At 55.3% G+C, this 10,416-nt stretch carries 13 protein-coding genes; 8 read left to right on the top strand and 5 right to left on the bottom strand.

The window, feature by feature from the left end; genetic code table 11:
• The coding region (locus DI14_RS04445) for a methyl-accepting chemotaxis protein (RefSeq protein ID WP_034805754.1) at window positions 1–1,524 on the bottom strand (1,524 nt) is incomplete at its 3' end.
• A 212-nt stretch (window positions 1,525–1,736) separates the two neighbouring features.
• Here DI14_RS04445 and DI14_RS15420 point away from each other — a divergent pair.
• The gene (locus DI14_RS15420) at window positions 1,737–1,901 is read left to right on the top strand and encodes a hypothetical protein (RefSeq protein WP_160165637.1); all 165 of its coding nucleotides are present in this window, start codon (window positions 1,737–1,739) and stop codon (window positions 1,899–1,901) included.
• Window positions 1,902–2,264: 363 nt separating this feature from the next.
• Window positions 2,265–3,854, top strand: a complete 1,590-nt coding sequence (locus tag DI14_RS04440) for a methyl-accepting chemotaxis protein (protein WP_369792698.1) — start codon at window positions 2,265–2,267, stop codon at window positions 3,852–3,854.
• 32 nt (window positions 3,855–3,886) lie between these two features.
• On the opposite strand, the gene DI14_RS15695 is transcribed toward DI14_RS04440, so the two are convergent.
• Genes DI14_RS15695 through DI14_RS04430 form a run of 3 tightly spaced genes read right to left on the bottom strand, consistent with a single transcriptional unit; the run spans window position 3,887 to window position 4,666 of the window.
• A complete protein-coding gene (locus DI14_RS15695; RefSeq protein ID WP_369792697.1) occupies window positions 3,887–4,114 on the bottom strand; it encodes a DUF1801 domain-containing protein in 228 nt (75 codons plus the stop codon).
• Window positions 4,050–4,310, bottom strand: coding sequence for a hypothetical protein (locus DI14_RS15690; RefSeq protein ID WP_369792699.1), 261 nt, complete (start codon window positions 4,308–4,310; stop codon window positions 4,050–4,052). The genes DI14_RS15695 and DI14_RS15690 overlap by 65 nt, the downstream gene beginning before the upstream one ends.
• Window positions 4,310–4,666, bottom strand: coding sequence for a DUF2200 domain-containing protein (locus DI14_RS04430; RefSeq protein WP_034805752.1), 357 nt, complete (start codon window positions 4,664–4,666; stop codon window positions 4,310–4,312). Before DI14_RS04430 ends, DI14_RS15690 begins: the two co-directional genes overlap by 1 nt.
• Before the next feature lie 143 nt (window positions 4,667–4,809).
• Between DI14_RS04430 and DI14_RS04425 the strand changes: the two genes are divergently transcribed.
• Both DI14_RS04425 and DI14_RS04420 read left to right on the top strand, forming a co-directional pair.
• Window positions 4,810–5,262, top strand: a complete 453-nt coding sequence (locus DI14_RS04425) for a MarR family transcriptional regulator (protein WP_034805749.1) — start codon at window positions 4,810–4,812, stop codon at window positions 5,260–5,262.
• A 13-nt stretch (window positions 5,263–5,275) separates the two neighbouring features.
• Complete coding sequence (locus tag DI14_RS04420; RefSeq protein ID WP_034805745.1) at window positions 5,276–5,794, top strand: GNAT family N-acetyltransferase; 519 nt, start codon at window positions 5,276–5,278, stop codon at window positions 5,792–5,794.
• On the opposite strand, the gene DI14_RS04415 is transcribed toward DI14_RS04420, so the two are convergent.
• On the bottom strand, window positions 5,769–6,455 hold the full coding sequence (locus DI14_RS04415) for a haloacid dehalogenase type II (RefSeq protein WP_034805743.1): 687 nt from the start codon (window positions 6,453–6,455) through the stop codon (window positions 5,769–5,771). The genes DI14_RS04420 and DI14_RS04415 overlap by 26 nt on opposite strands.
• A gap of 89 nt (window positions 6,456–6,544) precedes the next feature.
• On the opposite strand from DI14_RS04415, the gene DI14_RS04410 reads away from it, so the two are divergent.
• The 4 genes from DI14_RS04410 (at window position 6,545) to DI14_RS04395 (ending at window position 10,381) form a co-directional block, all read left to right on the top strand.
• Entirely contained in the window at window positions 6,545–7,138 is a 594-nt protein-coding gene (locus DI14_RS04410; RefSeq protein ID WP_034805741.1) for an FMN-binding negative transcriptional regulator, read from the top strand.
• A 174-nt stretch (window positions 7,139–7,312) separates the two neighbouring features.
• Window positions 7,313–8,329 carry an iron-siderophore ABC transporter substrate-binding protein gene (locus DI14_RS04405; RefSeq protein ID WP_034805758.1) on the top strand — a complete coding sequence of 339 codons (1,017 nt, stop codon included), beginning with the start codon at window positions 7,313–7,315 and terminating at the stop codon, window positions 8,327–8,329.
• A 4-nt stretch (window positions 8,330–8,333) separates the two neighbouring features.
• Window positions 8,334–9,353 carry an iron ABC transporter permease gene (locus DI14_RS04400; protein ID WP_051622561.1) on the top strand — a complete coding sequence of 340 codons (1,020 nt, stop codon included), beginning with the start codon at window positions 8,334–8,336 and terminating at the stop codon, window positions 9,351–9,353.
• Window positions 9,350–10,381 carry an iron chelate uptake ABC transporter family permease subunit gene (locus tag DI14_RS04395; RefSeq protein WP_034805738.1) on the top strand — a complete coding sequence of 344 codons (1,032 nt, stop codon included), beginning with the start codon at window positions 9,350–9,352 and terminating at the stop codon, window positions 10,379–10,381. The genes DI14_RS04400 and DI14_RS04395 overlap by 4 nt, the downstream gene beginning before the upstream one ends.
• The last annotated feature ends 35 nt before the right edge of the window (window positions 10,382–10,416 follow it).

Here is a 10,416-nt window from a genome sequence, read left to right as displayed (position 1 = left end):
GTTGGCCCGTTGTTCGAGCTGACTCGTCACGACGTCGAGCGTGTTCGCAGTCGAGGCGAGACGGTCCGACATGTGACGCAGTTCTTTTTGGATCGCGACTTGTTCTTCTGTTGCTGACGCGACGTGCTCGATTTGGTGCTGAAGCTCGCTTGCAGCATGTTTTGTCGAGGCGAGACGAGTTTCAAGTGCGCCCATTTGAGACGTCACGTGTTGACGGGTCTCTTGGATGGATGTGATTTGTGCATCGATTTCAGAGACATCCTCGGTTAAGCGGGTGAAGACGGCCGTGACGTCCGACGCGACACTTTGGCAGTTCTCCGTCGCATGTTTGAATAGCTTCGCCGAGTCGCGGACGACCGTCGTATCCTCCATTAATCCGCCGAGTACGCGTGTCATTTCAGATGCGTACTCGCGAGATTGAACGGCGAGCTTTCCGACTTCGGCCGCGACGACGGCGAATCCACGTCCGGCTTCCCCAGCACGTGCCGCTTCGATTGAAGCGTTCAAGGCGAGCATGTTCGTCTGTTCCGAGATCGTTTCGACATGTTGCAAGATGGCTTGAATCTCGCTCGAACGGTTCGACATCGTCGTGACGACGTCATCAAGTCGCGTCGATTCGTCGATAATCTCTTCGACTTTCGCTTCCATGTGCCGCATGTCACGGTTACCCGCGACCGCGTCCGAGGCGATGCGCGACGAGGCGCTTGCCGTCTGGGCCATCCGTTCTTGGATGAGGGCGGTCAAGGAACGGATCGCTTGAATCTCGTCCGCCCCTTGCGTCATCGACGTCTGTTGATCGGTCGCATGCATGACGATCGGATTGACCGCGATAGCGATCTGTTCACCTGACTCGAGCGATTGACTCGCGGCGGCCTCGAGTTCGGCGGCGTGTTCTTTTAGTGACGTCACGAGACGGCTCGCGTCCGCGACGGCTTTGTCGAGCAGGCGCTGCGTCTCGTCCTCGTTCGCTTTCACGCGGGCAGACTCCACGTTTCTGAAATGAATCTGCGTGACGAGTACCGCGCTCAACAAAACCAAGTAGACGGCATGGACGAGAAGAAGGCTGAACGGATAGTCGCTCGTTCCACAAATGATCTCAGGAATGAAGAAGTATCCGACTAAATGTTGAACGGCGAAGATGAGGGTGCTATAGACAATCAAGTCGATTCGGCGCATGAACGACAAGATGGCCAATACGACGAAGATGGAGAAGTGGTACTCGACGAGCCCTTGTCCACCAGCGACGGTCGAGATGCTCGCGAACGTCAACGTCAGCATCATCCAGTATGCGAACGAGCGATGGTGTTTCTGCTCGCTCACCAACATGAAAACAAAAAATATAATCGGGACGAGGAACAACATCCACGTCGCGGTTGAATAGGGGTAGCCTGTGACGCCGTTCCGAAGCACGGTGTACGAATAAGCGAAATCGGTGAAGCGGTGAAGCAGATGAACGGTGACGGACGTCAACACGATGACGAACGTCGTGATCAGCATCAAGTGGTTCCGTTTTGTTGGACTCATGGCAATTCCTCACATTCTAGTTATAGTTCGTTCGAGCTACGTTATTATCGGACGGAAGTCCTGAATGTTGATTGGAATTGCAGGTTGAGAACAGAAAACATCTCCACGGACGACGTTTCCGCTTGAAAATTCAAGAAGAGGTCAACGAGTGTGTGATCTTACTTCACGTCTCCGTCCCTTTATACGATAAATGGGATAGGAGGGATTAAGAAATGAAAAATTTAAGTATGTCGAAAAAACTGGCCGTCTTGATTGCGGCGTTTATGACGACACTCGTCATCGTTGCGGCGATGAGTCATACAATGATTGGCCGCATGGCAGATACAGGCGAAGGGATTTACAGATTATACGAGCAGGAAAGCCCATACCGGGCATAGCCCGCCTTTAGGCATGGGATGAACGTGAGTTCGGATGTGAAAAACATCCGACATTCGGGTATATATATCCCATAGACAAGTACAAGTCTCTAAAACGCCCGTGTCCATCGCTCCTTGAGAATCGTATCCGGTTCGGTCACGAAACCATGTGACCGGTAAAACGATGCCTGTCGTCATGCAAAAGACGCTAAAACATCAGGTGGACACACCTGTAACGACCTGTGGTTGATGGTAACAGTCAATCAGCCTGAGAACCTATATGGTCTGTCTCAGGAGGGGTGATGGCACACCCTCATCTGAAGGCTTGAGCAAAACAGAAATGGACTGCGCTCGCACGAGCACTTCAGAATCCCACTGCTTTAGCTGTGGGAGTGTCAAGAAGAACGGTTAATCCCGATTCGCGCGCTCGGTCAACTTCGGACAGACAACCGGGCACTTGAAGGCTATCTACTCGAACTCATGTTGACGACCGACGGGAGCCGTAACGAAGAACTTCAGGCAAACATCGAGGAACGTCGGAATGGCATGATTCAAAACTTGAAGACGTTTAATGATACGTATACGTCACGTGACGCTTCGATTAACCAAGAAATTGAAGATTTAAGCGCTGAGATTGAAACGTATTTGGCAGGTGTCGACCCTGTCATGCGTCCGGCACTTCGAAACGAGAACGTCGCCGCATATCGGCAGTACGTGAATGATTTGCGCCCGGTCCGCCTTGCACTTGTCGAGAACGCATCCATCGTCATGGACGCAATCAATCAAGAAGCAGAAGCAGCAAGCCGGGCGATGCAAGCCGAACGTGAACGGACCGTCCTTTTATTTTGGACAATCGTCCTGATTGGTAGCGCGATTGCGATTGGATTAGGTATTTACATCACACGCCTCATCGTCCGTCCGATTCGCGAATTGAACGCACTCATGAGCCGTTCCGGCGCGGGAGATTTGACCGCGGACAGTTCGTATACGTCTCGTGATGAGGTTGGGACGCTCGCCGCTTCCTTCAATCAAATGAATGCGAGCTTACGGACATTGATTGGGAACGTCACGTCGACAGCCGGACGTGTCGCCACGTCGTCTGACGATTTGAAGACGAATGTCGAAGAGACGACGAAGGCGACCGAGATGGTAGCGGTCACGATGGAAGAAATCGCGTCTGGTTCGTTACGTCAATTGTCTCGCGTGAAAGAGTCGAACGGAACGATCACCGACTTGACGCGTGGGATTCATCACGTCTCGAACAGTGCCCAACAGATGACCGAGCTCTCAGACGGTGCGCTTCAAAAAGTCGATACCGGCAATGATTTGATTGAGACGCTCGAGTCCCAGCTCGAGGCGATGAACGAGAAAGTGAAGGCGTTGCAGACGGTCATCGGTCAACTCGACGTCCGCTCGCAAGAGATTGGCGGCATCACGAGCACAATCTCCGGCATCGCGGAACAGACGAACTTGCTCGCCTTGAACGCTGCCATCGAGGCGGCGCGGGCCGGGGACCATGGACGCGGGTTCGCCGTCGTCGCATCAGAAGTTCGGAAGCTCGCAGAGGAGTCGGCCGTCGCGACGAAGCGAATCTCGAGCTTGATTGACGACACGCAGACGGAGACGAAACAAGCCGTCCAGACAATGCACGTCGTCGAAAGTGAGATGGATCATAGCGTCACGAACGTTCAACAAGCGGGTGTGGCGTTCGAGGAGATCAAGCGAGCTATTGAAGAAGTCGGACAAAAAGTCGAGGAAGTGTCGAGTGCAGTCCAAGAGATGGCAGCCGGTGCGACCGAGATTTTGACGTCGGTGCACGAGATTCAAGGCATCACCGAGACGACCGCGACCGAGAACACGTCGGCAGCGACAGAAGAACAGATGGCGTCGATGGAAGAAATCACGGCCTCGGCGCAAGAACTTTCCAACATGGCGGACGAGATGCGCCAGATGACGAAGCGATTCACCGTATAACAAACAGGCAGGTCGGACATCGACCTGCCTGTTTAGCGTGACTCGTATGCAGCAATCCATTGCGCCGGGGTCATCTTCGAGACGAGCTCGCCGATCAGCTCGTACGGGATGTGCTTCACGTTGTTGAAACGAATGCAACTCTTGCCCATATCGAGCTTCGTCGGCACGTCTTCGGCGTAACGTCGTTTGAACCAATCAAGCAATGCTTCGTCCGTGTAGACGCCCATATGATAGACGGCGAGATGCCGCTTTTGGGCGATGACACTTAAAAACGGAAGGCGGTGTGCCTGGTGTGACGTGATACCCGGACGGATATGTCGACAGTGGGACGACGTAGTGGATGCCCGAGCCGTCAGTCGTCTTCTCAAAACCGTCCGGCAGATTCGCGTCAATGACGTCAATCAAGCGGATGAAGGCGTCGAGCCGCTTGTCGTCGACGAGTGTCGCATAATCCATCAGGCGTCGCCTCCTCGTAAAATCTTCGCCATCGCCTTGCCTTTGGCGAGCTCATCGACGAGTTTGTCCAAGTAGCGGATTTCGCGCATGAGCGGCTCCTCGACGTTCTCGACACGGACGCCGCAGACGACGCCTTTGATGAGCGTGCGGTCTTCGTTCATGTGTGGGGCGTCGGCGAAGAACGTGTCAAAGTCGACCTCGGACGCGAGTTGACGCTCGAGCCCGGCCTCGTCGTAGCCGGTCAGCCAGCGGATGATCGTGTCGACTTCGTCTTTCGTTCGGCCTTTCCGTTCGGCTTTCGCGACGTAATGTGGATAGACGCTCGCAAAGCTCGTCGTGTAGATGCGGTGTGCCATAAAATCCCCTCGTTTCGTAGAATGATATCTCTATTTTCTCATATTGTGTGCGATAAAAGACGAAAATAATTTTATTGCAAATGCAACAAAATGAGTTAAACTGAAGGAGTAAAGCTTGTACATATAACATTCGGGAGGCTTGTATGAGAGACCATCTACGAGAGATTGGGATGATTGCCCGTGCGCTCGACTCGATCAGCAACATCGAGTTCAAAGAGCTCGAGCTGACGAAAGGGCAATATCTTTATGTCGTCCGAATCTGCGAAGAGCCGGGCATCATCCAAGAAAAGCTGGCCGAACTCATTAAAGTCGACCGCTCGACGGCGGCACGGGCGATTCAAAAGCTTGAACGGGAAGGGTTCATTCGCCGAGTCGACGACCCGCACAACAAGAAAATCAAGCGACTCCATCCGACCGAGAAAGGACAAGCGGTCTATCCGTTCATCCTCCGCGAGCATGACCATTCGACGGACGTGGCGCTCGCTGATTTCTCCGATCAAGAAGCCGAGCAACTCCTCCGTTTGTTGAGGCGGGTCCGCCATAACATTGAAGGGGATTGGGAAGCGGTCAAGCGAGGTCACAAACGAGAATACTAAAGGGGGATGCCAGATGATCACCATCAAAGCTTGTACACTTGAAGACGTCGACACACTCCGAGACATCAGCATCGAGACGTTCACGGAGACGTTCGAAGCCGAGAACGACCCGGCGCATCTCGCGGCGTATCTCGAGCGGGCGTACAACGTGCCGCAACTCCGAGAGGAGCTTTCAAATCCGGACTCCCAGTTCTTCTTCGCCACGCTCGACGGGGAAGTGGCAGGGTATTTAAAAGTGAACGCCAACAACGCCCAGACCGAGGCCATGGGCGAGGAGGCGTTCGAACTCGAACGGATTTATGTGCGACGGAAGTTCCAAGGAAGTGGCGTCGGCAAGGCGTTGTATGACCAGGCCGTCATGTGCGCGAACGAGCTGGAAAAACGGGAGATTTGGCTCGGTGTGTGGGAACATAACCACAAGGCGCTCGCCTTCTATCGAAAGCAAGGTTTCGTCCAGACGGGAGCGCACACGTTCTATATGGGGGACGACGCGCAAGTCGACTTGATTATGGCCAAGCCGCTTCGTCCGTGACCCATTCCAATACTCCGGATAGATCTTCATAGACGGCGTCAGGGGCCAAGTCAGGCATGTCGAGCGGTTTGCCGTCGCGGTTGATCCACGCCGTGTGGAACCCAAAGTTTTTCGCACCGGCGATATCCCAACCGTTCGAGGATAGAAACAATACCTCGTCCCGCTTCAGTCCGCTATTTTTGAACCAGTGCATATACGCGGCCGGTGACGGTTTCGCTTGTTTGACACCGTCGACGCTGACGAGTTCGTCGAACAGGTCGGTGAACCCGGCGTTATGGATGAGCGCCGTGAGCATCGCGTCCGTCCCGTTCGACAGGACGACGGTCCGTTTTCCGTGGAGTTCGTTCAACACACCTGCGACCTCATCGTACGGTGACAGCTCGGCGTACTTCGCAATCAACGTATCCTCGGTTTCAGGCGTCCACGTCACGTCGGTCGCCGATAAGGCGTACCGCAAGGCGTCGCGCGTGACGACCGAGAAGTCGGCATAGTGCCCCATGATATGACGGGTGAAGAAGTAGTCGAGTTGTTTCGTCCGCCACGCCTGGCTAATCTGGTCACCTTTCCCGGGAAATTGTTCGTCACACGCCGTCTTGATGGAATGGACGTCAAACAACGTCCCATACACATCGAACACGAATGCTTTAATCTGTGGTTTCATAATATCCCTCCTCAAGTCATGTAGCGTCATCTACTCTTTACCCTAGTTGACGTGGCTTAGACGAGGGGAGTCTAGATAGGAGGAATTCGATGTACGTCCCAAAACAGTACGCCGTGAACGACCCGAAGGAAGTCCACGCTTTTTTGAAGACCCATCCTTTCGGCACCGTCGTCACATATGACGGGCAGAAGCCGATCGCGACGCACGTACCGCTCCGTCTGCATGAGGCCGAAGGAAAGCTGTCGTTCACGACGCATATCGCTAAACATAATCCGCAATGGAAAACGATTGAACAACAGACGGTGCTCGTAATCGTCCAAGGCCCGGACGCCTATGTCTCGGCGTCGTGGTACGGCCATGAGGACGTGTCGACGTGGAACTATCAGGCGGTCCATCTCTACGGGAAGGCGACGATCATGACCGAGGCGGAGCTCGAAGACGAATTGGCCGGCCTGCTCCGGGACCATGAAGGGAAGCGGGGAGACGCCGTCGTCTGGGAAGAGCTGTCGGAACCGGTCAAGCGTCAAAAATACGGTGTCGTCGGCTTTCGAATCGACGTCTCGGAAATCGAGGCGGCGTTCAAGCTGAGTCAAAATCGGAACGATCAAGATTATGCGCGCATCGTCTCCGAGCTCGAACAGGAAGGCTGTCCGATGGCGGACGTCATGCGCGAAAAACGGTAAGGCCTGTGTCATTTGACATGGGCTGTTTTTCGTTTCACGTCGAATATCTTGAAGTTCAGATTGACAGCGGTCCCGGATTCATCCTATACTCATAAATGATAATGATTATCAGTGTCGGTGATACATCGTCATAAAAGAGAAAAAGGGGATTACAACGTGAAAAAGCATAAGAAGATGTTACATATGTTCTTGTTCGTCTCAATGTTCATGCTCGTGCTCGCCGGTTGCGGCTCGAACACAGAAGAACCTGCGACGACGGGGGAGAATGAAGAGTCAGCAGAAGGCTACCCAATCACAATCAAGCACGCGCTCGGTGAGACGGTCATCGAAGAGAAGCCAGAACGCGTCGCGACGGTCGGCTGGTCGAACCAAGACGTCGCACTCGCGCTCGGCGTCGTGCCGGTCGGTTTCTCGGCTGCGAACTACGGTGTTCAAGACGGTAGCGGCGTCTTACCGTGGACAGCTGAAAAGCTAGAAGAGCTCGGTGAAGACAACCCGAACGTCTATCAAGACACGGACGGCCTCGACTTTGAAGCGATCGCCGACTCACAGCCGGACGTCATCTTGGCGGCTTACTCAGGCATCACGCAAGAAGATTACGACACGTTGACACAAATCGCACCGGTCGTCGCGTACCAAGAGACGCCTTGGGTCTCTTCATGGCAAGACACGGTTCGTTACAACGCGATGGCGATGGGCATGGAAGCAGAAGGTGAGCAGTTGATTGCCGACACAGAACAGCTCATCGCGGATAAAGCGGCGGAAGTACCGGACATGGCAGGCAAGAAAGGGGCGTTCGTCGCCTTGAGCCCTGGCGATTTGTCGAAGTTCTACATCTACACGACAGGTGACCCGCGCGGTGCCTTCATCGAAGAGCTCGGCATGGAGTACCCGCAAAACATTAAAGATCAACTCGAAGAAGGTAGCTTTTACCTCGAGCTCAGCTCAGAGAACGCCGACATCTTGAACGACCTTGACCTCTTCGTCGTCTACGGGAACGAAGAGACGCTCAAAGAACTTCAAGCGGACCCGCTCTACAGCAAAGTACCGGCCATCGAACGCGGGTCGGTCGTCTTGATCGAAGACAACACGCCGCTCGCGGCAGCCGGGACACCGTCACCGCTCTCGATTGAATACACGATCGATGAGTACGTGAAACTCGTCTCGGAAGCACTCGAGAAAGTCGAGTGAACAAATGAATAAGCTGAAGAAGATGCATTCGCCGAAACGGTTTCCTCTCATCTTGATGGGGGCACTCGTCTTGCTCGTCGTCTGCATGCTCGCTTCACTTGCTTTCGGCTCACGGACAGTCGGATGGGATGAACTGCTTGACGGTTTATTCCGTCCGGCTGTTCAGTCGTATGAAGCGGACATCATCCGACAGCGCGTCGTGCGGACGATTTTTAGTCTCATGTGCGGGGCGGCGCTCGGCGTCTCGGGCGCCTTGATGCAGTCGGTGACGAGAAATCCGATTGCCGACCCGAGCATCCTCGGGGTGAACACGGGGGCGGCCCTCTTCGTCGTCGTCGGGATCGCGTTCTTTAATATCTCGTCGTCGTCGGACTACATTTGGTTCGCGCTCGTCGGGGCGCTCTTGACGGCCGTCTTCGTGTTCGGCATCGGGTCGCTCGGCCGGGGCGGGGCGACCCCGCTCAAACTCGTCCTCGCCGGGGCGGCGACGAGTGCGGCCTTGTCCTCGCTTGTCATGGCCATCATGATCCCGCGCTCGAACGTCATGGACCAGTTCCGGTTCTGGCAAGTCGGCAGCGTCGGCGCCGGCAATATGGATTCGATTATGACGTTTTTGCCGTTCTTTATCGTCGGAATCGTCATCGCCATCCTCGCGGCCCCGTCGTTGAATATTTTAGGGCTCGGGGAAGAGCTCGCTAAAGGACTCGGGGTCCGCATCGGCACGTTCAAACTGATTGCCTCGTTCGCCGGTGTGATTTTATGTGGGGCTGCGACGGCACTTGCAGGACCAATCGGTTTCATCGGACTGCTCGCGCCACACTTGATTCGCTTGACGATCGGGCCAGACGAGCGGCTCGTCATCCCGATGTCAGCGCTCGCCGGGGCAATCCTGCTCACGTTCGCGGACGTGACGGGACGCCTGCTCGGTAGCCCGGGCGAACTCGAAGTCGGGATTGTCACCGCCTTTATTGGGGCGCCGATTTTGATTGCGTTGACGATGAAAGTGAAGGTGCGTGACCTATGATGAAAAAACCTTATCAACCGATGATTCAAAACAGCAGACGGCGTCGGCAACGGACCGTCGTCGTGACGCTCGTCCTGAGCCTCCTCGCGCTCGCCTTGAGCGCATTGATGCTCATGCTCGGCAACACGATTTACCCGGTCGGGGACGTCGTCCGCGTCTTGTTCGGCGCGGACGTGCCGGGCGCGTCGTTTGCGGTCAACACGATCCGCCTGCCACGCATGCTCGCCGGCGTGTTTGCCGGAATCGCGTTCGGTGTCGCCGGGACGGTGTTCCAGACGATGCTCCGTAACCCGCTCGCTAACCCGAACGTCATCGGCATCACGACCGGTTCGAGTGCGGCGGCCGTGTTCGGTATCGTCGTGTTACAGGCGAGCAACACGTTCGTTTCCATCATCTCGGTCATCGGGGGACTGTTGACCGTACTCGCTATCTACTTCCTGTCGAAGAGCGCCGCGTTCTCGATTGGGCGCCTCGTCTTGGTCGGGATTGGCATCCAGGCGATGCTGACGGCCGTCATCAACTATCTCCTGTTGATTAGTCGTCAAAACGACGTCGGGACGGCGATGCGCTGGTTGAGCGGAAGTTTGAACGGCGCCAAGATGGAGACGCTCCCGCCGCTCATGATCACGGTCGCGCTCTGTCTGCCGGTCGTCATCTGGCTCAGCCGTCAGCTCCAGATTCTAGAGCTCGGGGAAATGACGGCGACGTCGCTCGGTGTTCGAACGAACCAGACACGGGTGCTCCTCATCATCGCCTCAGTGCTCATGCTCGCGCTCGCCACGGCGACGACCGGACCGATTGCCTTCATCGCCTTTCTCGCGGGACCGATCGCGAAGCGGCTTGTCGGGGACGGGCGCTCGACGATCATTCCGGCTGGGCTCGTCGGTGTCGTCTTAGTACTCGCCGCCGACCTCATCGGCCAGTTCGCCTTCACGGCGCGCTATCCGGTCGGGGTGATCACTGGCATGGTCGGGGCACCGTATTTGATTTTTCTCTTGATTCGGATGAACCGGAGAGGGGAGTTATAAGCGGAGAGTCACGTCTACGGATGTGACTCTTTTCA

Origin of the sequence: Exiguobacterium sp. AB2, assembly GCF_000696055.1 — a bacterium.
GTDB lineage: Bacteria > Bacillota > Bacilli > Exiguobacteriales > Exiguobacteriaceae > Exiguobacterium > Exiguobacterium alkaliphilum.
The sequence above is the reverse complement of the archived record's forward strand: the minus strand, read 5'-3'. Positions and strand labels throughout refer to the sequence as shown.

What these genes read in the sequence shown, in the direction of transcription:
- DI14_RS15420 (WP_160165637.1), top strand. Translation starts at nt 1,737, where the DNA reads ATGAAAAATTTAAGTATGTCGAAAAAACTGGCCGTCTTGATTGCGGCG.
- DI14_RS15690 (WP_369792699.1), bottom strand. Translation starts at nt 4,310, where the DNA reads ATGGATTATGCGACACTCGTCGACGACAAGCGGCTCGACGCCTTCATC.
- DI14_RS04430 (WP_034805752.1), bottom strand. Translation starts at nt 4,666, where the DNA reads ATGGCACACCGCATCTACACGACGAGCTTTGCGAGCGTCTATCCACAT.
- DI14_RS04425 (WP_034805749.1), top strand. Translation starts at nt 4,810, where the DNA reads ATGAGAGACCATCTACGAGAGATTGGGATGATTGCCCGTGCGCTCGAC.
- DI14_RS04420 (WP_034805745.1), top strand. Translation starts at nt 5,276, where the DNA reads ATGATCACCATCAAAGCTTGTACACTTGAAGACGTCGACACACTCCGA.
- DI14_RS04415 (WP_034805743.1), bottom strand. Translation starts at nt 6,455, where the DNA reads ATGAAACCACAGATTAAAGCATTCGTGTTCGATGTGTATGGGACGTTG.
- DI14_RS04410 (WP_034805741.1), top strand. Translation starts at nt 6,545, where the DNA reads ATGTACGTCCCAAAACAGTACGCCGTGAACGACCCGAAGGAAGTCCAC.
- DI14_RS04405 (WP_034805758.1), top strand. Translation starts at nt 7,313, where the DNA reads ATGTTACATATGTTCTTGTTCGTCTCAATGTTCATGCTCGTGCTCGCC.
- DI14_RS04400 (WP_051622561.1), top strand. Translation starts at nt 8,334, where the DNA reads ATGAATAAGCTGAAGAAGATGCATTCGCCGAAACGGTTTCCTCTCATC.
- DI14_RS04395 (WP_034805738.1), top strand. Translation starts at nt 9,350, where the DNA reads ATGATGAAAAAACCTTATCAACCGATGATTCAAAACAGCAGACGGCGT.